This is a genomic window from Janthinobacterium amylolyticum (assembly GCF_051380655.1).
In the GTDB taxonomy this organism is placed as follows: Bacteria; Pseudomonadota; Gammaproteobacteria; order Burkholderiales; family Burkholderiaceae_D; genus Janthinobacterium.
The window spans coordinates 128,373-150,702 of sequence record NZ_JBNYXL010000006.1 but is presented as its reverse complement, the minus strand read 5'-3'; the positions used below and the strand labels follow the sequence as shown (position 1 = coordinate 150,702).

At 65.8% G+C, this 22,330-nt stretch carries 21 protein-coding genes; 13 read left to right on the top strand and 8 right to left on the bottom strand.

Annotation, left to right across the window (positions count from 1 at the left end):
- Nucleotides 1-3: 3 nt before the first annotated feature.
- Both ACQ4WR_RS14295 and ACQ4WR_RS14290 read right to left on the bottom strand, forming a co-directional pair.
- Nucleotides 4-537 (bottom strand): DUF4256 domain-containing protein, encoded by a 534-nt coding sequence (locus ACQ4WR_RS14295; RefSeq protein ID WP_436488010.1) that lies wholly within the window; start codon nt 535-537, stop codon nt 4-6.
- Nucleotides 538-601: 64 nt separating this feature from the next.
- Entirely contained in the window at nt 602-1,510 is a 909-nt protein-coding gene (locus ACQ4WR_RS14290) for a LysR family transcriptional regulator (RefSeq protein ID WP_436488008.1), read from the bottom strand.
- A 99-nt stretch (nt 1,511-1,609) separates the two neighbouring features.
- Between ACQ4WR_RS14290 and ACQ4WR_RS14285 the strand changes: the two genes are divergently transcribed.
- Nucleotides 1,610-2,830 (top strand): MFS transporter, encoded by a 1,221-nt coding sequence (locus ACQ4WR_RS14285; protein WP_436488006.1) that lies wholly within the window; start codon nt 1,610-1,612, stop codon nt 2,828-2,830.
- Here the strand turns inward: ACQ4WR_RS14285 and ACQ4WR_RS14280 are convergent.
- Nucleotides 2,818-3,711: a LysR family transcriptional regulator gene (locus ACQ4WR_RS14280; RefSeq protein WP_436488004.1), complete on the bottom strand. Its 894-nt coding sequence runs from the start codon at nt 3,709-3,711 to the stop codon at nt 2,818-2,820. The two genes, ACQ4WR_RS14285 and ACQ4WR_RS14280, sit on opposite strands and share 13 nt — an antisense overlap.
- Before the next feature lie 203 nt (nt 3,712-3,914).
- Here ACQ4WR_RS14280 and ACQ4WR_RS14275 point away from each other — a divergent pair, with 203 nt between their 5' ends.
- Together ACQ4WR_RS14275 and ACQ4WR_RS14270 are read left to right on the top strand one after the other, a co-directional pair.
- Nucleotides 3,915-4,928 (top strand): alpha/beta hydrolase, encoded by a 1,014-nt coding sequence (locus tag ACQ4WR_RS14275; RefSeq protein ID WP_436488328.1) that lies wholly within the window; start codon nt 3,915-3,917, stop codon nt 4,926-4,928.
- A gap of 98 nt (nt 4,929-5,026) precedes the next feature.
- Nucleotides 5,027-6,157 carry an MFS transporter gene (locus ACQ4WR_RS14270; protein ID WP_436488326.1) on the top strand — a complete coding sequence of 377 codons (1,131 nt, stop codon included), beginning with the start codon at nt 5,027-5,029 and terminating at the stop codon, nt 6,155-6,157.
- Nucleotides 6,158-6,172: 15 nt separating this feature from the next.
- Here ACQ4WR_RS14270 and ACQ4WR_RS14265 read toward each other — a convergent pair whose 3' ends face one another.
- Nucleotides 6,173-7,066, bottom strand: coding sequence for an EamA family transporter (locus tag ACQ4WR_RS14265; RefSeq protein ID WP_436488002.1), 894 nt, complete (start codon nt 7,064-7,066; stop codon nt 6,173-6,175).
- 81 nt (nt 7,067-7,147) lie between these two features.
- On the opposite strand from ACQ4WR_RS14265, the gene ACQ4WR_RS14260 reads away from it, so the two are divergent.
- Complete coding sequence (locus ACQ4WR_RS14260; protein ID WP_102294444.1) at nt 7,148-7,648, top strand: Lrp/AsnC family transcriptional regulator; 501 nt, start codon at nt 7,148-7,150, stop codon at nt 7,646-7,648.
- A gap of 24 nt (nt 7,649-7,672) precedes the next feature.
- On the opposite strand, the gene ACQ4WR_RS14255 is transcribed toward ACQ4WR_RS14260, so the two are convergent.
- Nucleotides 7,673-8,815, bottom strand: coding sequence for a YbfB/YjiJ family MFS transporter (locus ACQ4WR_RS14255; protein WP_436488000.1), 1,143 nt, complete (start codon nt 8,813-8,815; stop codon nt 7,673-7,675).
- Nucleotides 8,812-9,687 (bottom strand): LysR substrate-binding domain-containing protein, encoded by an 876-nt coding sequence (locus ACQ4WR_RS14250; RefSeq protein WP_436487998.1) that lies wholly within the window; start codon nt 9,685-9,687, stop codon nt 8,812-8,814. Before ACQ4WR_RS14250 ends, ACQ4WR_RS14255 begins: the two co-directional genes overlap by 4 nt.
- Before the next feature lie 80 nt (nt 9,688-9,767).
- Between ACQ4WR_RS14250 and ACQ4WR_RS14245 the strand changes: the two genes are divergently transcribed.
- Together ACQ4WR_RS14245 and ACQ4WR_RS14240 are read left to right on the top strand one after the other, a co-directional pair.
- Nucleotides 9,768-10,844, top strand: a complete 1,077-nt coding sequence (locus ACQ4WR_RS14245; RefSeq protein WP_436487996.1) for an NAD(P)H-dependent flavin oxidoreductase — start codon at nt 9,768-9,770, stop codon at nt 10,842-10,844.
- Nucleotides 10,845-10,851: 7 nt separating this feature from the next.
- Nucleotides 10,852-11,232 carry a hypothetical protein gene (locus tag ACQ4WR_RS14240; RefSeq protein WP_436487994.1) on the top strand — a complete coding sequence of 127 codons (381 nt, stop codon included), beginning with the start codon at nt 10,852-10,854 and terminating at the stop codon, nt 11,230-11,232.
- On the opposite strand, the gene ACQ4WR_RS14235 is transcribed toward ACQ4WR_RS14240, so the two are convergent.
- A complete protein-coding gene (locus ACQ4WR_RS14235; protein WP_436487992.1) occupies nt 11,229-11,744 on the bottom strand; it encodes a hypothetical protein in 516 nt (171 codons plus the stop codon). The genes ACQ4WR_RS14240 and ACQ4WR_RS14235 overlap by 4 nt on opposite strands.
- A 152-nt stretch (nt 11,745-11,896) precedes the next feature.
- On the opposite strand from ACQ4WR_RS14235, the gene ACQ4WR_RS14230 reads away from it, so the two are divergent.
- On the top strand, nt 11,897-12,280 hold the full coding sequence (locus ACQ4WR_RS14230; protein WP_436487990.1) for a glutaredoxin domain-containing protein: 384 nt from the start codon (nt 11,897-11,899) through the stop codon (nt 12,278-12,280).
- Between the two features lie 19 nt (nt 12,281-12,299).
- Here ACQ4WR_RS14230 and ACQ4WR_RS14225 read toward each other — a convergent pair whose 3' ends face one another.
- Nucleotides 12,300-12,536 (bottom strand): DUF3820 family protein, encoded by a 237-nt coding sequence (locus tag ACQ4WR_RS14225; protein ID WP_102299184.1) that lies wholly within the window; start codon nt 12,534-12,536, stop codon nt 12,300-12,302.
- Between the two features lie 144 nt (nt 12,537-12,680).
- Here ACQ4WR_RS14225 and ACQ4WR_RS14220 point away from each other — a divergent pair, with 144 nt between their 5' ends.
- The 6 genes from ACQ4WR_RS14220 to ACQ4WR_RS14195 all read left to right on the top strand — a co-directional run bounded on the left by ACQ4WR_RS14220 (nt 12,681) and on the right by ACQ4WR_RS14195 (nt 21,805).
- Nucleotides 12,681-13,892 (top strand): MFS transporter, encoded by a 1,212-nt coding sequence (locus tag ACQ4WR_RS14220; RefSeq protein ID WP_436487988.1) that lies wholly within the window; start codon nt 12,681-12,683, stop codon nt 13,890-13,892.
- Between the two features lie 122 nt (nt 13,893-14,014).
- Nucleotides 14,015-15,232 carry a YeeE/YedE family protein gene (locus tag ACQ4WR_RS14215; RefSeq protein WP_436487986.1) on the top strand — a complete coding sequence of 406 codons (1,218 nt, stop codon included), beginning with the start codon at nt 14,015-14,017 and terminating at the stop codon, nt 15,230-15,232.
- A gap of 69 nt (nt 15,233-15,301) precedes the next feature.
- Complete coding sequence (locus ACQ4WR_RS14210) at nt 15,302-16,783, top strand: sodium:solute symporter (RefSeq protein ID WP_436487984.1); 1,482 nt, start codon at nt 15,302-15,304, stop codon at nt 16,781-16,783.
- 75 nt (nt 16,784-16,858) lie between these two features.
- Complete coding sequence (sppA, locus tag ACQ4WR_RS14205) at nt 16,859-18,733, top strand: signal peptide peptidase SppA (RefSeq protein WP_102299191.1); 1,875 nt, start codon at nt 16,859-16,861, stop codon at nt 18,731-18,733.
- Between the two features lie 71 nt (nt 18,734-18,804).
- Nucleotides 18,805-19,356, top strand: coding sequence for a GNAT family N-acetyltransferase (locus ACQ4WR_RS14200; protein ID WP_436487982.1), 552 nt, complete (start codon nt 18,805-18,807; stop codon nt 19,354-19,356).
- Between the two features lie 388 nt (nt 19,357-19,744).
- Nucleotides 19,745-21,805: a TonB-dependent siderophore receptor gene (locus tag ACQ4WR_RS14195; protein WP_436487980.1), complete on the top strand. Its 2,061-nt coding sequence runs from the start codon at nt 19,745-19,747 to the stop codon at nt 21,803-21,805.
- Nucleotides 21,806-22,330 lie beyond the last annotated feature (525 nt).

Genomic DNA, 22,330 nt, shown 5'->3' with positions numbered 1-22,330 from the left:
CGCTCAGACGCTCAGACAGCCACGGAAGCCGCGCGCCGCATAATACGATTCGGCGCCATTGTGGTAGACGAAGACCTGATCATAGCGGCGGTCGCAAAACAGCGCGCCGCCCAGGGCGCGGATGCTGGCGGGCGTGCTGATCCAGCTTGAAGTCTTGCGGTCGAACGGCTCCAGCTCCTGCAACTGGCGGTACTGCGTTTGCGTCAGCAGTGTGATTCCCATCGTTTGCGCCATGGCCATGACGCTGCCGGCCGGCTTGTTGGCCTTGCGCGCGGCCAGGGCATCTGCATCGAAGCACAGGCTGCGCCGGCCGAGCGGGCTTTCTGCTGAGCAATCGCAAAACGTGACGGCGCCCGTGTCGCCGGTGTGCCCGATGACATCCGGTTCGCCGCCCGTGTCCTCCATCTTTTGCAAGACAGCCAGGCTGGCGGGAGCGGCATCCAGCCGCGCCAGCACCTTGTCCCACGTCCAACCCGGATGGCGGTGCATGTGCTTGCTGAAGCGGGTTTGCAAGGTATGGATCAAGTCATCATGCATGGCGCGGCTCCCTGGAAGTTCAATGGTACGGCCGATTATAAGACGCGATGCGGACAGGCGGCGCTCATCCCAGCTGCACTTTTTCCAGCAGAAAATCGAGCATCACGCGCACCCGCGCCGGCACTTGCAGCCCCGGTCCCACGAAGACGGCGTGCACGAGTTCCCTGTCGCCCGGATTGTAATCCTGCAGCACCGGGATCAGTTCGCCTTGCTGGATATCGCGCAACACGTGCTGGCGCGAAAAGCGTCCCAGTCCCATGCCCGCCAGCACCAGCTGGCGCATGCTCTCGCCATCGCTGACGCAGGCATTGCCCTGCGGCGCCACCTGCAGCGTGCCGCCAGCGCCATCGAGGAAGGGCCAGGTTTCGTTCTGGCAGCGGAAATTGAAGGCCAGCAGATTGTGCCGTGACAAATCCTGCGGCGAGCGCGGCAGGCCGTGGCGCACCACGTAGGCGGGAGACGCCACCACGACCATCGCGTCCTCGCCCAGTTTGCGCGCCACCAGGTTCGATTCCTTCAGCTTGCCCGTGCGGATGGCGATGTCGGTGCGGTCTTCCAGCAAGTCGACGACGGCATCGCTGACGACGACGTCGAGCGTGATGTCGGGATAGCGCCGGGAAAATTCCGGCAGGATGGGCAGCAGGTGGCGCACGCCAAACGGCACGAAGCAGTTGATGCGTAAGCGTCCGCGCGGCGCCGCGCCCTGCGCCGCTTCGCGCTCGGCGCCATCGATATCGTCGAGGATGCGCTTGCACTGCACAAAAAAGGCGTCGCCCTCGGGCGTGGTGTGCAGCTGGCGCGTGCTGCGCTGTAGCAAACGCGCGCCCAGCCGCGCTTCCAGGCGATTGACGAGTTTGCTGATGGCCGACGGCGTCAGGGCCAGGCGGCGCGCGGCGGCGGAAAAGGCCCCCGTTTCCACCACGGCCACGAACACGCTCATCTCGAAGGCGCGGTTGATGTCTTGCCTGGCCATTATTGAATCCATTTCACAGGTGTTTCCATTATTGGAGTCTATATCAAAAGCACTTGTATCGATACACTGGCCAGCTTGAACCTTATGCCGGAGAATTCCATGCACACCGCAAACCCCGTTTCCTCATCAGCCAGCAAGATGCCGCCCGGCGTGCTGGCGCTGGCCGTCGGCGCCTTCGCCATCGGCGTGACCGAATTCATCGTTGTCGGCATCTTGCCCACCATCGCGAAAGACCTGCATATTTCCATCGAATCGGCCGGCTCGCTGGTCAGCCTGTATGCGCTGGCCTTGGCCATCGGCACGCCGCTGCTGGTGCTGCTGATGTCGCGCCTGCCGCGCAAGGCGGCCTTGCTGGGCCTGATGTCCGTGTTCCTGGCCGGCAATTTGCTGGCCGCTTTTTCGCATACCTTTGAATTGCTGCTGTTTGGCCGTGTCATCACGGCCGTGGCGCACGGCACCTTCTTTGCCATCGGCGCCACCGTGGCGGCCAGCCTGGTCAGCAAGGAACAGGCGGGCAGGGCGATCTCCGTGATGTTTGCCGGCTTGACCCTGGCCATGGTGATCGGCGTGCCGTTCGGCAGTTTCCTGGGCAACCTGATGGGCTGGCGCCTGCCCTTCTTTGCTGTCGTCGTGCTGGCGGCGCTGGGCCTGGCGGCCATGGCGCGCTGGCTGCCGGCCGGCTTGCAGCAGGGCAAGGGCGGCAAGGCCATGACGCAGCTGGCGGCCCTGGGCAGCGGTCCCATTATCACCATGATGGCGATCACGACCTTCGGTTTCGGCAGCAGCTTTGCCGCCTTCACCTTCATTACGCCCATCCTGACGGACGTGACGGGCTTTTCCGCCACCATGGCCAGCGCCCTGCTGATCGTCTTTGGCGCCGCCACCTTTGCCGGCAACCTGGCGGGCGGCTACCTGACCAGCCACCTGGGCTGGCAAAAAGCCTTGCGATTGATGCTGTTGCTGCTGGCCGCCACGCAAGTGGGCGTGGCCCTCTCCATCACCTCGCAATGGATGATGACGGTGATGCTGTTTGTCTGGGGCGTGTTTGCCTTCGGCCTGTCGCCCGCCTTGCAGGCCGGCATGCTGGCCACGGCCGAACGCTACACGCCGCGCGCCGTCGATTTCGCCTCGGGCTTGAATATTTCCGCGTTTAATCTCGGCATTTCCTTCGGCTCGATGCTGGGTGCGCTGATGGTCTCGCGCCAGCTGATGGCCTCGTCGCCATGGGCCGGCGTGGCGGCCGCGCTGCTGGCCCTGTTGCCGCTGGCGTGGCTGGCGCGCAAAAACGTGGCCATGGCGCGCCCAAGTCAGGCGCGGTAGCGCAGCGCCTCGACGAAGGCTGAAAATGCGGGTGACGCCTGTCGCCGGTTCGGGTAGTAGAGATGGTAGCCCCGGAAGGTGGGGCACCAGTCGGCAAGGATCTGCACCAGGCGGCCATCGGCCAGGTAGGGCGCCAGCAGCGGCTCGGGTACAGATGCCAGACCGATGCCGTCGAGCGCGGCATTGAGCACGTGCATGATGCTGTTGAAGACCAGCTGACCTTCGGCCTTGACGGCAAAGGCATGGCCATCCTTCTCGAATTCCCAGGCATAGATGGACCCGGACGGCCGGTGGCGGATATTCACGCACGCGTGTCCGGTCAGCGCATGCGGTGTGGCCGGCGCCCCGTGGCGCGCGAAATACGCGGGGGAACCCACCACGGCCAGGCGCCAGTCGGGGCCGATGCGTACGGCGATCATGTCCTTGCTGACCGCTTCCCCCAGGCGGATGCCGGCGTCGAAGCGCTGCTCGACCACATTCGTAAAGCCATAGTCGACAAACAGTTCCAGGGCGATGTCCGGGTAGTCGTGCAGGAAGCCGGCCAGCATGGGGCGCAGCAGCAGTTCGATCTGGTCATCCGTGCAGGTGACGCGGATGGTGCCACTGGGTTTGTCCCGCAATGCCCCCAGCGCCTCGACCTCGGCGGCGATCTGCTCGAACAGGGGCGCGATCGCGTGCATCAGCCTTTCGCCCGCGTCCGTCACGGCGACGTTGCGCGTGGTGCGCGCCAGCAGGCGCACGCCTAGGCGTTCTTCCAGCGCGCGGATCGTATGGCTGAGCGCGGACGCGGTGATGCCCAGCCTGGCGGCGGCCTTGGTGAAACTGCGTTCCCGCGCCACGGCGAGGAAGGCTTGCAGGTCGTTGACTTTGTTTTGGCTCATTGCTGAATTTTTTTCATAACTACATCAAGATTGTACCCGCTTATCAACAGCGCATGCCTGCGGCAAGATGGTGTCCTGACTTTCAAAGGAGCATCAGCATGAAGACGACAAGCTTGAAAACGACCAATCAGCCTGGCCGCCGTGCATTCGTGAAGGCCGCCGGCACGGGCATGGCGGCCTTGGGCGCGCTTTCCGTGCTGGGAATGCCCGCTTTCGCCGCCGCGCCGGCCGCCACAGCCGCGCCAGCTGCAGCCGATGGCGCCGATAATTTCTACCAGAGCGGCAAGGTGACGCTGCAGCCCGTGCGCTTCCAGAACCAGTATCAGATGACGGTCGCCGGCAATCTGTTTGTGCCGGCGCAGCTGGACCGTACGCGCCGCCACGCCGCCCTCATCGTTGGCCACCCGATGGGCGCCGTCAAGGAGCAAAGCGCGAACCTGTACGCGACGCGGATGGCCGAGCTGGGCTTCGTTACCCTGTCGCTCGACCTGTCGTTCTGGGGCGAGAGCGAAGGGCAGCCGCGCAACGCCGTCTCGCCCGATATCTATGCCGAGGATTTCAGCGCGGCCGTCGATTTTCTGTGCGCGCAAGGCTTGGTCGACAGCGAACGCATCGGCGCCATCGGCATTTGCGGCAGCGGCAGCTTTGTCATCAGCGCGGCGAAGATCGATCCGCGCATCAAGGCCGTCGCCACCGTCAGCATGTACGACATGGGCGCCGCCAGCCGCCACGGCTTGCGCCACTCGCAAACGCTGGCGCAGCGCCAGGCGTATATCGCCGCGGCCGCGCGCCAGCGCCAGGTGGAGTTTGCCGGCGGCGCCACCGCCTACACGAGCGGCACCCTGCCCGCACTGAGCGCCAACCCCGGTGCCATCGAGCGCGAATTCCACGATTTTTACCGCACGCCGCGCGGCGCCTACCTTCCGGCCGGGCAGCTGTCCGAGCGTGCCACCCGTCCCACCCTGAGCAGCAACGTGAAATTCATGAATTTCTATCCTTTCATGGATATCGAGACGATCTCGCCCCGTCCGCTGCTGTTCATCACGGGCGACCAGGCCCACTCGAAGGAGTTCAGCGAGGATGCCTACCGGCGCGCCGCCGAGCCGAAGGAGCTGCATTATGTCGCCGGCGCCGGCCACGTCGACCTGTACGACCGCGTCACCTTGATACCCTGGGACAAGCTGGCGTCGTTCTTCCAGCGGGCCCTGCCAGCATGACCGCGCTGCACGGTGAAGCGGCATTGCCGCGCATGGCGCCGATAGCGCCAGGCGTGCCGGCAGGCGAAGCGCCCGCGTACTGGGGCGGCATTCTTGCCATGACCCTGTGCGTGTTTACCTTGATCGCCTCCGAATTCATGCCCGTCAGCCTGCTCACGCCGCTGGCAGCCGATTTGCGCGTCAGCGAAGGCCTGGTCGGCTATGGCATCGCGATCTCGGGCGCCTTTGCCGTGCTGGCCAGCCTGTCCATCTCGACCCTGGCCGCGTCGATGAACCGCAAGACCTTGCTGCTGCTGTTGACGGGCCTGATGTGCGTCTCCGCACTGGTGGTGGGGCTGGCCAACAGCTATGCCATGTACATGGCCGGGCGCGCGCTGATCGGCGTGGTGGTGGGCGGCTTCTGGTCCATGTCGGTGGCCGTGGCCATGCGATTGGTGCCGAGCGCCAAGGTGCCCAGGGCCTTGGCCATCTTTAACGGCGGCAATGCACTGGCCACGGTGGTGGCCGCGCCGCTGGGCAGCTACCTGGGCGGCAGCATCGGCTGGCGCGGCGCCTTTTTATGCCTGGTGCCGGTGGCCCTGCTGGCGCTGGCCTGGCAATGGTTCAGCTTTCCATCGATGCCGGCGGTGCCGGGCGTGGCGGCCAGTGGCAATGTGTTCAAGCTGTTGCGGAACCGCCTGGTGGCGCTGGGCATGCTGGCCGTAGGTATGTTTTTCATGGGGCAATTCGTGCTGTTTACCTATGTGCGGCCGTTCCTGGAATCCGTCACCCGCGTCGGCCTGCCCACCTTGTCGATGATCCTGCTGGTGATTGGCCTCGCGGGCGTGGTCGGCACGGCGCTGATCGGCACGTTTTTGCGGCGCGGCCTGTACCGCACGCTCGTCGCCATTCCCTTGCTGATGGCCGTCATCGCCCTGTGCCTGGTGGCGTTCGGCGGCGAGGTCTTGCCCGTCTTCGTGCTGCTGGGACTGTGGGGCATGCTGGCGACAGCGGCGCCCACGGGCTGGTGGTCATGGCTGGCGCAAGTCTTGCCCGGCGACGCAGAAGCCGGTGGCGGCCTGATGGTGGCGGTGGTGCAGCTGTGCATCGCCTGCGGTTCCACCATGGGCGGCATCCTGGCAGATGGCCACGGCTTGCGCGCCACCTTCGTGGCTAGCGCCGCCTTGCTGCTGCTCGCGTCGCTGCTGGCCTGGCGCACGGCCCGGCTGCACGGGGCGCAGGCCCGGTGAGCCGTGCGCCCGGCTTCACGAGGGCAGGATGCTCTGGCGGGCCGGCGGTTTTTTCATGCGCTGCGCCATGTAGGAACTGCCCATCGAGGCGGCCATGATCATGCCGATGGCCAGCCATTGCGGGGCGTCGAGGCGCTCGTCCAGCAGCATGAAGGCCAGCATGGCGGCGACGGCCGGCTCCATGCTGCTCATGATGCCGAAGGCTTGCGGGGTCAGGCGCTTCAGGGCCACCATTTCCAGCGAGATGGGAATCGCGCTGGAAACGAGGGCCACGCCCAGTCCCGTGGCCAGCACCACGGGCGCGAGCAGGGCGGTGCCGCTGTGCGCCACGCCCACCGGCACCACCACCAGCGCCGCCATGGTCAGCCCCAGAGACACGGAATGGCCCGCGTGCAAGTGGCTGGCGCGCTTGCCGAAGAGAATGTAGCTGGCCCAGCAGACGGCAGCCGCCAGCGCGAACAGCACGCCGGCGGGATCCAGATTGCTGATGTCGTGGCCCAGCGGCAGCAGCAAGCCCAGCCCTGCCACGGCCAGCGCCACCCAGACGAAGTCGAGCGGACGGCGCGAGGCGACCAGGGCGACGGCCAGCGGGCCGGAAAATTCGATCGCCACGGCGATGCCGAAGGGAATCGTGCGCAGCGCCATGTAAAAACACAGGTTGGTCAGGCCCAGCGCGGCCCCATACAGCGCCACCGTGCGCAGGTCTGCCCGGCTCAGCTGCCAGCGCCACGGGCGCCAGAACAGCAGCAGCAAGAGGGCGGAAAAGCCCACGCGCACGGCTGTGGTGCCTTGTGCGCCGACCAGCGGAAACAGGCTGTGCTTGGCCCAGGACGTGCCCAGTCCCAGGCAGGTGACGGAGCCGAGGATGGCCAGCAAGGGAACGAAGGAGGCATAGCGGCGTAATGGCATGGTGGGGCACTTAAGGCTTGATATCGGAATGGCGAAAGTTTATTGTGTCTGATCTGATATTTGCACTCCATTTTGACCACTATGACGCAACTTTCGCTCACCAATGCCGCCGCCGAGCCTGCGCTCGATGCCTTCGACCTGGCCATCCTCGCCATCTTGCAACGTGACAGCACGACCTCGCAGCGCGAGATCGCCCAGGCCGTCCACCTGTCGGCACCGGCCGTGCAGCGGCGCATCCGGCGCCTGCGCGACAGCGGCGTGATCCGCAGCGAAGTGGCCGTGCTCGATGCCAGCCGGCTGGGCCGTCCCCTGATCCTGACGGTGGAAGTGCACTTGCACGATGAACACCCGCAGCGCACGGCGGCCATGCGCGCGCGCATCCTGGCCGAACCGGCCATCCAGCAATGCTACGGGATTACCGGCGAGGCCGACTATCTGCTGATCATCACGGCCAGCAGCATGGCCGAATACGAGGCGCTGACGGAGCGACTGTTCGGCGGCGACGACAATATCCGGCGCTACCGCACCTCGGTGGCGCTCACATGCCTGAAGATGGGGCTGCACGTGCCGCTGGGCGGCTAAGAGGCACGCGGCCGGCTTGCCGGGCTACAGCGCCAGCAGGCTCATGACGCCAGCGCCCGCCAGCGCCGCGGCGGCCGCGCCCAGCGACAGGGCAAAGCCGTGGCCGGGGCTGTACAGGGCGCCGGCGACAAGCGGGCCGGCGATCTGGCCCATGCCATATACCACGGTCATGCTGGCCACCAGCCTGGCCTTGGACAGGCGCGCGATGCGCTGTGCCGCCGGCATGGCGATGGTCACCGTGCCCGTAAAGGTGGCGCCCACGAGGACGGCGCTGAGCAGATAGCCGGCCGCGCTGGCCACGAACACGGGCAGGATGACGCCGGCGGCTTGCAGCAGCAGATTCCAGAACAGGGCCTGGCGCGTGCCCAGGCGCTGATGCAGGCGGTACCACAGGAAGCATGACGGCGCCGCGCCCACGCCGAACACGGCCCAGACGTGCGCCGGGTCCAGGTCCGGCAAGGCGCTCCTGACAAGGGTGGGCAGGTAGGTGGCCGTGATGATGTAGCCGAAGCCGGCCAGGCCGTACACGATGACCAGCGGCGCCGCCCTGACAGGGGCCAGCTGCGCCGCGCCTGCGGGCGCACAGGCTGCAGGGGCCTGGGCACTTGCCGCCATCAGGCCGCGCGCGGCAAACAGGCCGGCCAGCAGGCTGGCGCCGCCCAGCAGCAGCCACAGTCCATGACTGTGCAGGCCGGCCCAGGTACCCAGCGCCAGCAGTTCGGCCGACACGGCGATGCCGATGCCGACGCCCGCAAACAGCAGCGGCGCGCTGTGCGCCTGCTGGCGCTGTTCCAGCAGCCACAGCGAGGCGGCGATCATGGCCAGTGCGCTGAACACGCCGGCGATGCCGCGCACAAAGATCAGCAGCAGGGGCGAGGTCACGATGGCGAGGATGGCCAGGCAGAACGCCGTGCCCAGCATGGACCACAGGCACAGGCGGTGCGCGCTGGCGGCGCTGGCGCGCATGCCGAGCAGGGCGCCCAGCAGGTAGCCGGCGTAGTTGACGGAAGCGGCCCAGCCGCCCTCGGCCAGGCTGAGCAGGCCTTCGTCGAGCATGTGCGGGTAGATGGCCGTGAAGGCGAAGCGGCCAAAGCCCATGCCGATGGCCATCACCAGCGCCGCGGCGGCGGCCGGATGCAGCGCGGACGGGCCTGGCGCGGCGTTCATGCGCCTGCTGGCCAGAGCTGGCCCGCGAGGTTCTGGAAGGCCGGCACGTCGAAGCCCTGGCGCCACACCAGGCAGGTATCCATGCTCCCCAGGCCGATGCTGCGCAGCACCGCCGCTGCCGGGCTCAATTGCAGCACGCTGGCTGGCAGCACGCTGACGCTGGCGCCGGCCGCCACGCAGGCGATCATGGCGTGATACGAACTCATTTCCTGGATCTGCCACTCGCCGCCGCCCGCAATGCCCAGCCATGCTTCCGCCGCGCCCCGGTAGGTGCAGCCGTGCGGGAAGGCGGCCAGCGAACGCGGCTGGACGGCGCGGGCGTCCGCCACATTTTCCGTGCCGGCCGGCAGCAGCAGCAACAGCTCTTCCGTCCAGATGGCCCTGGCCTGCAAGCCCATGTCGGCCAGGTCGGCGTGGCCATCCATCGCCGGCGGCAGGGCTGCGAAAGCGCAGTCGAGCTTGCCCGTGCGCACCTGTTCGAGCAGCTGGCGCGATGCTCCCGTCCGCAGTTCCAGCCGCGTCGCCGGGTGCCGCGCATGGTAGCTGGCCAGCACGGCGGGCAGGCGGCTGGCGGCCGTGCTTTCCATGCTGCCGATGCGCAAGGCGCCGCCATCGCGCCCGCCCGTCACCACGTGGCGCGCTTCCTCTTCCAGCGCCAGCATGCGTTTGGCATAGTCGAGAAAGCGCTCGCCGGCGCCGGACAGGGCAATGCGCTTGCCGCTGCGCAGGAACAGCGCGGCACCCATCTGCGCTTCCAGCTGCTGGATGCGCGTGGTGACATTCGACGGCACCCGGCCCAGGCGCGCCGCTGCATTGGTGATGCTCAGTTCTGCGGCGACGGCGCAGAAAATCTTCAGCGATTCGGAATCCATATCATTTCTCCAGTGAGAATGATATTATATATCTATTCTGTATTTGAGAATCAATAGTCTGTCATCGGAAGGAAACGCGCATGTCTTCATCCCTGAATTTCTTTGAACAACTTTCTGTGCGGTATCCACTCATCCAGGCGCCGATGGCGGGCGTGGCCACGCCGGGCCTGGTGGCCGCCGTTGCCAATGCGGGTGCGCTCGGCTCGCTCGCCATCGGCGCCGGCACGCCGGCGCAGGCGCGCCAGATGATCGCCGAGACGCGCGCCCTGACGGGCCAGCCCTTCAACGTGAACGTGTTTTGCCACGTCCCCGCGCGCCGCGACGCAGCCCGTGAAGCGGCCTGGCTGGCCCACCTGGCGCCGCTGTTTGCGCAGGCCGGCATTGCGGTGCCGTCCGCCCTGGCGGAAATCTATCCTTCCTTCAACCAGGGCGACGAGGCCTTGCGCCTGCTGCTGGAACTGCGTCCCGCCGTCGTCAGCTTTCATTTCGGCCTGCCGCCCGCGGACAAGCTGGCCGCGCTGCGCCAGGCGGGCATCCGCACCATGGCGACGGCGACCAGCCTGCAGGAAGCGGCCGTGATCGAGCAGGCGGGCATCGACGCCATCGTCGCCCAGGGCGTGGAAGCGGGCGGGCACCGTGGCGTCTTCGATCCTGCGGCGCCGGATGAAGGCTGGAGCATGGCCGTGCTGCTGCGCCTGCTCGTCAAGCGTAGCCGCTTGCCCGTGATCGCGGCCGGCGGCATCATGGATGGCGCCGGCATCCGCGCCGCGCTCGACCTGGGCGCGGCGGGCGCCCAGCTGGGCACGGCCTTCATCCTGTGCCCGGAGTCCGCCGCGAATGCCGCCTACCGCGAGACCTTGCAAAGCGAACGCGCACAGCACACGCGCCTGACGGCGTCACTGTCCGGACGCCTTGCGCGCGGCATCGCCAACCGCCTGATCGCGCATGGCGACGCGCCAGGCAGCCCGCCGCCCGCCGACTATCCCGTCGCTTATGATGCCGCCAAACAATTGCATGCGGCCGCCGCCAAGGCTGGCGAACATGGCTACGCCGCCCACTGGGCCGGGCAGGGCGCGCCGCTGGCCCGCGCGATGCCGGCGGCGGCGCTGGTCGCCACGCTGGTGGCAGAGATGCGCGCGTCGGGCCTTGCCCCGTAGGCCGCCCGTGTGCCATGGCGTCCCGCCGCTGGCCTGGCAACTGATGACGGAGCTGCAGCGGCTGCGCGCGCGGGGCGGGCCGCTGCTGGAAACGGCGCAGGCGGCGCGGCGTTTCGTGCAGGCAATCGACGCCAGCGTGGAGGCGGCCGGAGGTGCGCGCCGCTGCGCTGCCGCGCGCCGCTACCGCATCGATGTCACTGTGCTGGACATGCTTGAAGGTATTGCCAGTGCGGCCTTGCCCGCCAGCGAGGCGCAGCGCATCAAGGCCATGCTGCCGGAGATCGTGCGGCAAGTCGCCAGGGTCGAGGCGGGAGAGGCCGTCGCCATGCTGGGCTTGAGCGTGGCAGGCGATGCAGCGCCGCCTTGCACGCAGGCGCGGCGCGCCTAGGCGCCGACCTGCCGCCGCAGGTCCAGTCCCAGCGCCGCCTTGCGCAGGCGGCCGTTGCGGCGCAGGCTGGCGAGGGCGGCGCGCGTGTCGTACATCAGCTGGTAATGGTAGTAGTTGATATGTTCGAGCACGGCGAACGCCAGCAAGCCATACGACCACGCCACGTCCGCCAGCGGCGTGCCGGCGCTGCTGCGCGGGGCGAAAAAGGCGACAAAGGAGACAAAGGCGGCCACGGCGGCGATGCAGAACAGGTTCGTGGTTTTCAGCACGCGGAACAGGGGCTGGAAATACGCGGGCAAGGGCTGGCGCCGCACGACCGAGCCCAGCTTCAGGTGCCAGTACAGCACGCCTTGCAGCAGCAAATAGCATACGAGGGCAAGGGCCGGGGCGCGCAGCTCCCAGGCAACGGCGGCGGACTTGTGCCAGTGCAAGCAGAGCGCCAGCGGCAAGGCCAGGCAGCAGAGGGCTTCGGCATTGCGCAGGTACTGGAGGCGGGAACTCAGGGCAGGCATGCGGTCGTTGGGGGAGTGTTAACCTGGCAACATTAGCATGGCGCCCGCCGGCTGTCGTGCTTTGCCTGCGTTGATTGCGCGCCAGCTGGGCGGGCATGGCACAATGCGCCATCCGCACCCAGGTGCCCACGCATCACCACGACAGGACTTTCATGACCCGCGCCATTCTCGACGACAGCCAGATCCATCCCGCCGCCCGCCCTTTGATCGGCAGCAAGCACAAGGACATCGTGCGCGAGGTGCAGGCCGCCATCGCGGCGCACCAGGTGGTCGTCGTCGGCATGGCGCTCAATCCGTTTCCCCGCAAGGCCCGCAAAATCCTCGACGTGCTGGGCACGCCATACAAGTATCTGCAGTACGGCAGCTACCTGAACCAGTGGCACCGCCGCAATGCGCTCAAGATGTGGTCCGGCTGGCCCACGTTCCCCATGATTTTTGTCAATGGCGTGCTGATCGGTGGCGCCAGCGAGCTGCAAGCGCTGGTGGAAAACGGCGAGTTCAGCGCCATGCTGGCCAGGAAAGTGCGCGAGTGTTAAGGCGTCCTTGACCTTGGCCTTATTCGCCCGGTCGCCATGGCGACTTGTGCGTGCGCAGCGGGTCCAGCAGGCCGCGCAAATCGTTGTGATCGAGCTCGTACATCAGTGCGATCAGGCTGCCCAGTTCGCCCGAGGGGAAACCCTCGCGCGCGAACCAGCCCAGGTAATGGCCGGGCAAGTCGGCCAGCAAGCGTCCCTGGTATTTCCCGTATGGCATTTCGCGCGTCAGCAGCAGCGCCAGTTTGTCTGAATTCATGGTGATGACCCCGTGTTGATGCGGCCAGTGTAGCAGATCCCCTTATTGTTGATTTGAGCGCAATTATCTTCTGCCCGATCAGGTATTTTTCGGCACAAAGAAAACCCCGATACTGCATGCCAACATCATTGATCGGAGTCTTTCATGCCCATTGCCTTGCTCGCGCTGACCCTCAGCGCATTTGCCATCGGAACCACCGAGTTTGTCATCGTCGGGCTCTTGCCCACCATCGCCGCCGACCTGGGCGTGAACCTGCCGTCGGCCGGCCTGCTGGTCAGCCTGTACGCGCTGGGCGTGGCCGTCGGCGCGCCCGTACTGACTGCCCTGACGGGCAAGATCCCGCGCAAGACCTTGCTGCTGTCGCTGATGGTCTTGTTCACCCTGGGTAACTTGCTTGCATGGAAGTCGCCGGGCTATGAAACCCTGGTCGTCGCCCGCATCCTGACGGGGCTGGCGCATGGCGTGTTCTTCTCGATCGGCTCGACCATCGCCACGTCGCTGGTGCCGAAAGACAGGGCGGCCAGCGCGATCGCCATCATGTTTACGGGCCTGACCGTGGCGCTCGTGACGGGCGTGCCGCTGGGCACCTTCATCGGCCAGCATTTCGGCTGGCGCGAAACCTTCCTGGCCGTCTCGGCGCTGGGCCTGGTGGCCTTTGTCGGCAGCCTGCTGTATGTGCCAGCGAACATCGCCCACAGCAAGCCTGCTTCCCTGCTGCAGCAAGTGCAGGTGCTGGCCCAGCCGCGCCTGCTGCTGGTGTATGCGATGACGGCCGTCGGCTATGGCGGCTCCTTCATCGCCTTTACCTATCTGGCACCGATTTTGCAGCAAGTGTCGGGCTTCAGCGCCGGCGCCGTGGGCGTGGTGATGCTGGTGTATGGCGTGTCTGTGGCGTTCGGCAATATCTGGGGCGGCAAGCTGGCCGACAAGAAAGGCCCGGTCAGCGCCCTGAAACTGATCTTCCTGCTGCTGGCGTCTGTTTTGCTGCTGTTGACCTTTACGGCGCCGCATCTCGTGCTGGTGGTCATCACCGTACTGCTGTGGGGCGCCGTCGCCTTCGGCAACGTGGCAGGTCTGCAAGTGTATGTGGTGCAGCAGGCGGAACACTTCACGCCCCGCGCCGTCGACGTGGCCTCGGGACTGAACATCGCCGCGTTTAACCTGGGCATCGCCGGTGGCGCCTGGGGCGGCGGCCTCATCGTCGAACACCTGGGCCTCGTGCATACGGGCTGGATCGGCGCGCTGGTGGTGCTGGGCGCGTTCGGCTTGACGGCCCTGAGCGGCCGCATGGACCGCTTGAATCCCATTCCCGCGCGCAGCGGCGGCGAGAAGTCGATTCACGCGGTGGGGCATTAAGGCAGCGTGTGGGCTGGCCGGGGCCTAGCGTGCCGGCCGGCCCCGTCTGCAAGTAACTTGCTGGCAGAAAACACCAAAACGGGCGAGAATGGCGTTTACTTTTCCTCTACCTCCCATTCCCCATGTCCGATACAGCAACTTCACCCGTGCGCCTGCGCACCGAGATCAATCCGAAACCGCTGGGCGTGGCGCTGGTGCTGATCCTGCTGGGGGCCTGGTATCTGGCGCAAACCGTCGGCATCAACCAGGCCGCGCTGTACGTGGTGGGCGCCTTGCTGGGCATCACCCTGTACCACGCGGCCTTCGGCTTCACGTCTGCCTGGCGCGTCTTCATCGCCGACGGGCGCGGCGACGGCTTGCGCGCGCAAATGCTGATGCTGGCCGTGGGCGTGGCGCTGTTCTTCCCCGCGCTGTCGGCCGGCAACCTGTTCGGCACGCCCGTCGCTGGACTGGTGTCGCCCGCCGGCACCTCCGTCATCGTCGGCGCCTTCATCTTCGGCATCGGCATGCAGCTGGGCGGCGGCTGCGCCTCTGGCACCTTGTATACAGTCGGTGGGGGCAGCACGCGCATGATCATCACCCTGGTCGCCTTTATTATCGGCTCGGTGATCGGCACGGCGCACATGCCGTTCTGGACGGCGCTGCCGCAGCTCAAACCCGTTTCCCTCGTCACGACCCTGGGCCTGGCGCCCGCGCTGGCGCTGAACTGGATCGTCTTTGCGCTGATCGCCGGCATCACGGTGCTGGTGGAAAAGCGCCGCCATGGCAAGCTCATCGCTCCGGCATTGCGCCCGGCGCACGCGTCGCCATGGCTGCATGGTCCGTGGCCGCTGGTGGCGGGCGCCATCGCGCTCGTCGTGCTGAACTTCGCCACCTTGGCATTGTCGGGTCGTCCGTGGGGCGTGACGTCCGCGTTTGCCCTGTGGGGCGCGAAAGCCGCGTCCGTGATCGGCATCGATACGGCCAGCTGGGCCTACTGGTCGACCAAGGCCAACGCGGCCGCGCTGGCCGCGCCGATCACGCAAGACAAGACGTCCGTGATGGATATCGGTATCGTGCTGGGCGCCATGCTGGCGGCGGCGCTGGCCGGTCGCTACGCGCCCGTGTGGCGCATCCCGCGCCGTTCGCTGATCGCCGCCATCGTCGGCGGCTTGCTGCTCGGCTACGGCGCGCGCCTGGCGTACGGCTGCAATATCGGCGCCTACTTCAGCGGTATCATCTCGGGCAGCCTGCATGGCTGGCTGTGGCTGGTCTGCGCCTTCCTCGGCAATGTCATCGGCACGCGTCTGCGCCCGTGGTTCGGCCTGGAAGTGGAGAAAGTCAAACCGACCGGCTGCTGACGCCGGCATGAACAGGGGCTTTGCTGTATATTTCTGCCCCTGTTCACCTTTGCCGCCAGCGCAGCGCCCATGTCCCCCCTCATCCTGTTTGCCGTCGTCCTCGCGTATTTCCTGATCCTGCTGGGCGTGGCATGGCGCACCTCGCGCCATGCCACCAACGACAGCTTTTTCATCGGCAACAGGGACAGCAACTGGATGCTGGTGGCCTTCGGCATGGTCGGCACGACGCTCACCGGCGTGACGTTCATCAGCGTGCCCGGCGCCGTGGGGAACAACGGTTTCGGCTACATCCAGCTGATGATCGGCTACGTGCTCGGCTATCTGGCCATCACCTTCATTCTGCTGCCGCTGTACTACCGGCTGCAGCTGACCTCGATTTACCGCTACCTGGAACTGCGCCTGGGCCGGCGCGCCTACCAGAGCGGGGCGGCGTTTTTCATCCTCTCGCGCCTGCTGGGCGCGACGGCGCGGCTTTATCTGGTGGTCAATATCCTGCAAGCGACCATCCTTGACCGCCTGGGCGTGCCGTTCTGGCTGACGGCCTGCGTCGTGCTGCTGCTGATCCTGCTGTACACGTATGAGGGCGGCGTGAAAACCATCGTCTGGACCGATACTCTGCAAACGGCGTGCATGCTGGCGGGCCTGGTCATCTGCAGCGTATTCTTGTTGCGCGAAATGGATGTGTCGCTCATCGACAGCCTCGAGCGCATGCGCGCGCAAGGCCTCACGCGCATCTTCAACACCGATCCGGACAGCCCCGCCTATGTGTGGAAGCACATTCTGGCCGGCATGTTCATCACCATCGCCATGACGGGCATGGACCAGGAGATGATGCAGAAGAATATCTCCGTGCGCACCTTGCGCGACTCGCAAAAGAACATGCTCAGCCTGACCGTGGTGCTTACCTCCGTGCTGCTGCTGCTGTTCCTGTTCCTGGGCGGCCTGCTGCACCTGTACGCGCCGCTGGCCGGCGTGACAGCGACAGGGGATAAACTGTTCCCCGCCATCGTCCTCGGGCATTTCCCGGCCGTGGTACAGCTGATCTTTTTCATTGCCCTCATTTCCGCCCTGTTTCCCAGCGTGGACGGGGCGCTGACGGCGCTCACCTCCACTTTCTGCATCGACATCCTCGGCGTGCAGCGCCGGCAGGATTTGACTGCGGCGCAGCAGATGCGCTGGCGCCGCCGCGTGCACCTGGGTTTTGCGGCGCTGTTCCTGGTTCTCATCATGGCCTTCAAATGGCTTGACGATCCCAGCATGATCGGCGTGATTTTGAAACTGGCCAGCTATACCTATGGCCCGCTGCTGGGACTGTTTGCCTTTGGCTTGCTGTGCCGCCGTGGCGTGCGCGACCGCTGGGTGCCGCTGGTGGCCGTGGCGGGACCGCTGCTGTGCGCGCTGGTCGAGCAGGAGCAGGCGCTGCTGTTTGAACACTACCGCATCGGCCTGGAATTGCTGATCCTGAATGGCGCCCTGGTGCTGGCCGGCCTGTTCCTCATTTCCACACCGGCAGGGCAGGGCGGGCAAGACGGGGAATACTTGTCAAAATAAGACGAATCCGAAGACGATAGCGGCCATTTTCAGCTATATTGGTTTCCTTTAGGTACACAACCTCACGGAGCATCGATGTCACTCAACCCCTTCCCGCCGCTGCGTCGCGGCTTTGGCGCATTCTGGCGCGCGCTGGACGCCACACGCCGTGCCGTCTTCAACCTGATTTTCCTGCTGATCGTCATCGCCATCCTGATCGCCATCTTCGGCGGCGGCGTCAAGCCGCTGGGTGAAAAGACCACCCTGGTGCTGGACCTGCAAGGCCCGCTGGTGGAAGAAACCCCGGGCGGCGTGCGCGAGGCGGTGCTGGCCAATGTCAGCGGCGAAGTCAAGAAAAGCGTGCAGCTGCGCGACGTGCTGGCGGTGCTCGACACGGCAGCCAAGGACCAGAACATCGGTTCCATGGTCATCCTGCTCGATGAATTGCAGGGCGGCGGCCTGGCCTCGCTGCGCGAAGTGGCGGCCGGCGTGGAGCGCTTCCGCGCCACCGGCAAGAAGGTGACGGCCTGGGGTTCGAGCTACAACCAGCGCCAGTACCTGGTGGCCGCCAAGGCTGACGAGGTATTCCTGCACCCGATGGGCGGCGTCATGCTGGAAGGCTTTGGACGCTACCGCAATTACTACCGCGATGCGCTCGACAAGGTGGGCGTGACGGTCAACCTGCTGAAAGTGGGCACGTATAAAAGCGCGGCCGAGCCCTACATCGCCAACGGCCCGTCCGAAGCGGCGGCCGAGGCGGACCGCTACCTGAATAGCGGCCTGTGGACGACCTACACGACCGACGTGGAAAAATCGCGCAAGCTGCCGGCCGGCGCCATCATGCAAACGATCGACAACCTGCCTGCCATGATGACGGAGGCCGGCGGCGACATCGCCAAGCTGTCGCTCAATGGCAAGCTGGTCGATGGCCTGAAAACGCGCGACGAACTGCGCCAGTTCATGATGGCGCGCGGCGCGAAAAACCCGGAAGGCACGAACTTCCGCCAGGTTAACTACACCGACTACCTGGCGCGCCTGCGCCCCGTACACATAGGCGACGCCGTCGGCGTGGTCATCGCCTCGGGCGAAATCGGCGACGGCGTGGCGCCACCGGGCGCCATCGGCGGCCTGTCCACCTCGCGCCTGATCCGCCAGGCGCGCGAAGACAAGTCGATCAAGGCCGTCGTGCTGCGCGTCGATTCGCCGGGCGGCAGCGCCTTCGGCTCGGAGCTGATCCGCCGCGAACTGGAACTGACGCGCGCCGCCGGCAAGCCGGTGGTCGTCTCGATGGGCAACGTGGCCGCTTCGGGCGGCTACTGGATCAGCACCTCGGCCGATGAAGTGATCGCCGACGCGGCCACCATCACCGGTTCCATCGGCGTGTTCGCCATCCTGCCGACGGCTGACAAGGTGGTGGAAAAGCTGGGCATCCATACGGCCGGCTCGCCGACCACCTGGCTGGCCGACGCGGGCAATCCATTGCGTCCGCTCGACCCGCGCTTCGCGCAAGTGATCCAGGGCTCGATCAACCACGTGTATGGCGACTTCCTGAACCTGGCCGCCAAGGCGCGCAAGACGACGCCGGAAAAGATCAATGAAGTGGCGCAGGGCCGCGTGTGGACAGGCTTGCAGGCGAAAGAGCGCAACCTGGTCGACCGCATCGGCAGCTATGGCGACGCGCTGGCCTCCGCCGCCAAGCGCGCCAAGCTGGGCGCCGACTACCGCGTCACCTACATGGAACAGGAAACCTCGAACGTCGACCGTTTGATCGGCATGTTCGGCTCCAAGGCCATGGCCTCGCTGGGACTGGGCGAGCACGTGAAACTGGGCCTGGCCAGCACGGGCCTGCCGGCCGACGCGGCGCTGGGCATGGCGCAGGATCTCTCCTGGCTGTCGGGCATCACGCGCGAACACAAACCGTTCATGGCGCTCACGCACTGCCTGTGCGAGGTGCCGTTGGGCGGAAAGTAAGTTCGGGCAGCACATCATGCTATGACCCTCAAGCCGGCTTCGCCCGGCTTGATTTCCTTGAGGAGCGCAATATGGCAAGCGATATGAATGCAGACACGGACAATCCGATCGCCATCCGGCCCTGCGTGAAGGGCGACGAAGCAGCGCTGGCGCTGGTGGGCCAAGCCACTTTTCTGGAAGCCTTCGCCGGCATCCTCGATGGCGCCGACGTCATCGCCCACTGCCAGCGCCAGCACAACGTGGAACTGTACCGCGACTGGCTGGCGCTGCCCGCCATGCGTTTGTGGCTGGCCGAGGCCACGCCCGGCGGCGCACCCGTGGGCTACCTGGTGCTTAGTCCCGCCAGCCTGCCGGTGGCCGACCCGCGGCAGGACGACCTGGAAATCAAGCGCATCTATCTGCTGCACCGCTTCCAGGGCCAGCGCGTGGGCCAGCGCCTGATGCAGGCGGCCCTCGACCAGGCGCGCGCCGCCGGGGCAGGGCGGGTGCTGCTGGGCGTGTACGCGGAAAACCACGATGCGCTGGCGTTCTACACGCGCTGCGGCTTTGCGCAGCTGGGCCGGCGCACCTTCCGCGTGGGCCGCACCGATTACCAGGATGTCATCCTTGGCATCACGCTGTAAGGCGGCGCTGTCATTCAGATAAAGCGGTGCGCCCGCCGCCGCTTGCATCACCTCCCGGCGGCCCGCCTACAGGCAAGCTTGTCCACCATTGGTTTCTTTTGCTGCCTGCTTGTTACTTTCCATTGCCGCCGGCGCCCACGTATTTCGTTGCTGCCGCACGGTGTTGCCAATAGGGAAGTTAGGCGGCCATCCTTTCATGTTACTTTTCAGTAACAAAAATCTCTCGAATTGTTGCAGTCAATGTAAATAAGAATTATTATCATTTGGCTGCTTGGCAAATCACCAATTCATCCTTGAGAGACCTTCCTTCATGCCTGTTATTTCCCTGCTGCGGCAACGCCCGCTCCACACCGCGCTCACTGCCGCTTTCGGGACGGCCGCCGCATTCTTGAGTTTTGCGGCGTCGGCACAGAACGTCCGCGCGCCTGAATCGGCTGAACCTGCCAGTACCCTGCCGGAAATCACGGTGCGCGGCGAGCAGCCGGAAACGGCCACCGGTCCGGTACCGGGCTATGTGGCGCGCCGCAGCGCGACAGGCACAAAGACCGATACGCCGCTGCTCGAAGTGCCGCAGTCGGTGTCGGTCATCGGCCGCGAGGAAATGGATGCGCGTGGCGCCCAGGACATCATGGAAGCCGTGCGCTATACGCCCGGTGTTACCGTCAGCAACTGGGGCTTCGACCCGCGTGGCATCGAATGGATACTGATGCGCGGCTTCGACGCCACGTCGGGCATCGCCGGCTACCGCGACGGCCTGGTCCTGCCCGCCTATTCGGTCACCGAATCCTACGGCGTCGAGCGTGTCGACGTGCTGCGCGGACCGGCCTCGGTGCTGTTCGGCCAGGGCGATGCCGGCGGCATCATCAATCGCGTCAGCAAGATGCCCGGCAACACGCCGCTGCGCGAAGTCGAGGTGCAGTACGGCACCTTCCAGCGCAAGCAAGTGGCCGCTGACCTGGGCGGGACGGCCAGCGACACGCTGAGCTACCGCGTGGTCGGCCTGGGTCTGGACCGCAACTCGCAGATGCGCTATGGCGACGGCACGCCGTTCTCCAGCAAGCGCACTTACCTGGCTCCCTCGCTGCGCTGGCAGCCCTCGGCCGCCACATCGCTGACCTTGCTCGGCGAATATCTCGATAACAAGGCCAGCGACGATATTTTTTATGTGATGGACAACGCCGGCCGCAACACCGGCATCGTGCGCGGCGACCCCGACTACAGTCGCATCCGGAACCGCCAGTCTTCGCTCGGTTACCTGTTCGAGCACCATCTGAATGACAACTGGAGCGTGCGCCACAACCTGCGCTACTTCCATGCGCGCACCGACAAGCGCATCCTGCGCGACGCTTTGTTGCCGGACAATTACACGCTGACGCGCAGCGCGCGCGCATTTTTTGAACGCCACGGCCAGTGGACCTCGGATGCGCAGTTGCAAGGCCGCGTGCGTGCGGGAAGCGTCGAGCACACGCTGCTGTTGGGCATCGACGCGACCCGCATCCGCCTCGCCGGCGAGGATTTTTCGGGACCGGCCCCCAGCCTCGACCTGCGCAAGCCCATCAATGTCTTGCCGGTGCCGGAGCCCTCTACCCTGGACCGCAGCAGCACGCAGATCACCGAGCAGCTTGGCCTTTACGCGCAGGACCAGATCAAGATCGACGGCCGCTGGGTGCTCACGCTCAGCGGCCGCCAGGACCGGGCAAAGTCCGAAACTACCGACCGCATCGGGAACTCCCGCCAGGATCAGACCGACAATCAGTTCAGCGGCCGGGGCGGCTTGAGCTATCTGATCGGCAGTGGCTGGGCGCCGTATATCAGTTATGCCACCTCCTTCATGCCAAGCAGCGGCGTCGACAGCAACAGCAGGCCCCTGCAGCCGACGCGCGGCAAGCAGGTCGAGGCCGGCATCAAATACCAGCCGCAAGGTACGCGCACCTCGTTCACCGCCGCCATCTTCGACTTGCGCAAATCGAACGTGCTTACCACCGATCAGCTCACCTTGGATCAGCGCCAGATCGGTCTCGTCCGTTCGCGCGGCCTGGAACTGGAGGCAAAGGCCGAGCTGGCCCGCAGCCTGAACGTCATCGCCGCGTATACCGTGCTGGACATGAAAGTGCTGGAGAGTGCCGACCGGAGCGAATTCGGCAAGATGCCGATCCAGGTGCCGAAGCAATCGGCGTCCGTGTGGCTCGACTACGCCATGGACAACGGCATCGGCTTCGGCGGCGGCGTGCGCTATATCGGCAGGCGCTGGAACGACGTGGGCAATACCTCGGCCGAAGGCGGCGTCGCGCTGCTGGACGCCACGCTGCATTACACGACCGGCCCATGGCGCCTTGCGCTGTCGGTGAGCAATCTGGCTGACCGCCGCTACGCTGCCTCGCGCGCATATAACAGCTATTATCCTGGCAACGAACGCACGATGGTTGCCTCCGTCAAATACCAGTTCTGATCGCGGCGCCAGCGTCAACTGCAGGGCGCCTCTTGCCACTGCTGCCTCGGGCGCCTTGTTTTTCCGGGCGGGTGCGGGCTGATGCCGGTGCCCGCTGTCAATCCGGCCAACCGGGTAAAGGCGCCGCCCGAAGCGCCGCCTGGCGCCCGGTCAAGTGGCATGGCGGGAGATTTGTAGCGAGTTTGTATCTGCATGCCAGTCGCGCGCGCCGCGCCGGCGCCATGGCGTCCGCCCCTGCAAGCCTGATTTTTCCATCGTTTCCCATAGGGTGCCGGACGCCTGCCGATGCGCATGCCGCGGCTCTGTCCGTGCTGTCGTGTGGAATTGTTTCAAGTAGAAATGAAACAGTTACATGACTATGCTAGAGTCGTTTCACACTAGGAAACGATGTTTTTTCAGCTGATTTTCAGCTCTTGATTTCCTGGTGATGAATACATAACCCCGAAAAACGGTCGTCCGGCCTGAGTGTGTTGCACCTCGGCCGGCGCCACAGACTCGCCGTGCCAGCGGCCTATACAAGGATAA

What these genes read in the sequence shown, in the direction of transcription:
- ACQ4WR_RS14295 (WP_436488010.1), bottom strand. Translation starts at nt 537, where the DNA reads ATGCATGATGACTTGATCCATACCTTGCAAACCCGCTTCAGCAAGCAC.
- ACQ4WR_RS14290 (WP_436488008.1), bottom strand. Translation starts at nt 1,510, where the DNA reads ATGGCCAGGCAAGACATCAACCGCGCCTTCGAGATGAGCGTGTTCGTG.
- ACQ4WR_RS14285 (WP_436488006.1), top strand. Translation starts at nt 1,610, where the DNA reads ATGCACACCGCAAACCCCGTTTCCTCATCAGCCAGCAAGATGCCGCCC.
- ACQ4WR_RS14280 (WP_436488004.1), bottom strand. Translation starts at nt 3,711, where the DNA reads ATGAGCCAAAACAAAGTCAACGACCTGCAAGCCTTCCTCGCCGTGGCG.
- ACQ4WR_RS14275 (WP_436488328.1), top strand. Translation starts at nt 3,915, where the DNA reads ATGCCCGCTTTCGCCGCCGCGCCGGCCGCCACAGCCGCGCCAGCTGCA.
- ACQ4WR_RS14270 (WP_436488326.1), top strand. Translation starts at nt 5,027, where the DNA reads ATGACCCTGTGCGTGTTTACCTTGATCGCCTCCGAATTCATGCCCGTC.
- ACQ4WR_RS14265 (WP_436488002.1), bottom strand. Translation starts at nt 7,066, where the DNA reads ATGCCATTACGCCGCTATGCCTCCTTCGTTCCCTTGCTGGCCATCCTC.
- ACQ4WR_RS14260 (WP_102294444.1), top strand. Translation starts at nt 7,148, where the DNA reads ATGACGCAACTTTCGCTCACCAATGCCGCCGCCGAGCCTGCGCTCGAT.
- ACQ4WR_RS14255 (WP_436488000.1), bottom strand. Translation starts at nt 8,815, where the DNA reads ATGAACGCCGCGCCAGGCCCGTCCGCGCTGCATCCGGCCGCCGCCGCG.
- ACQ4WR_RS14250 (WP_436487998.1), bottom strand. Translation starts at nt 9,687, where the DNA reads ATGGATTCCGAATCGCTGAAGATTTTCTGCGCCGTCGCCGCAGAACTG.
- ACQ4WR_RS14245 (WP_436487996.1), top strand. Translation starts at nt 9,768, where the DNA reads ATGTCTTCATCCCTGAATTTCTTTGAACAACTTTCTGTGCGGTATCCA.
- ACQ4WR_RS14235 (WP_436487992.1), bottom strand. Translation starts at nt 11,744, where the DNA reads ATGCCTGCCCTGAGTTCCCGCCTCCAGTACCTGCGCAATGCCGAAGCC.
- ACQ4WR_RS14230 (WP_436487990.1), top strand. Translation starts at nt 11,897, where the DNA reads ATGACCCGCGCCATTCTCGACGACAGCCAGATCCATCCCGCCGCCCGC.
- ACQ4WR_RS14225 (WP_102299184.1), bottom strand. Translation starts at nt 12,536, where the DNA reads ATGAATTCAGACAAACTGGCGCTGCTGCTGACGCGCGAAATGCCATAC.
- ACQ4WR_RS14220 (WP_436487988.1), top strand. Translation starts at nt 12,681, where the DNA reads ATGCCCATTGCCTTGCTCGCGCTGACCCTCAGCGCATTTGCCATCGGA.
- ACQ4WR_RS14215 (WP_436487986.1), top strand. Translation starts at nt 14,015, where the DNA reads ATGTCCGATACAGCAACTTCACCCGTGCGCCTGCGCACCGAGATCAAT.
- ACQ4WR_RS14210 (WP_436487984.1), top strand. Translation starts at nt 15,302, where the DNA reads ATGTCCCCCCTCATCCTGTTTGCCGTCGTCCTCGCGTATTTCCTGATC.
- sppA (WP_102299191.1), top strand. Translation starts at nt 16,859, where the DNA reads ATGTCACTCAACCCCTTCCCGCCGCTGCGTCGCGGCTTTGGCGCATTC.
- ACQ4WR_RS14200 (WP_436487982.1), top strand. Translation starts at nt 18,805, where the DNA reads ATGGCAAGCGATATGAATGCAGACACGGACAATCCGATCGCCATCCGG.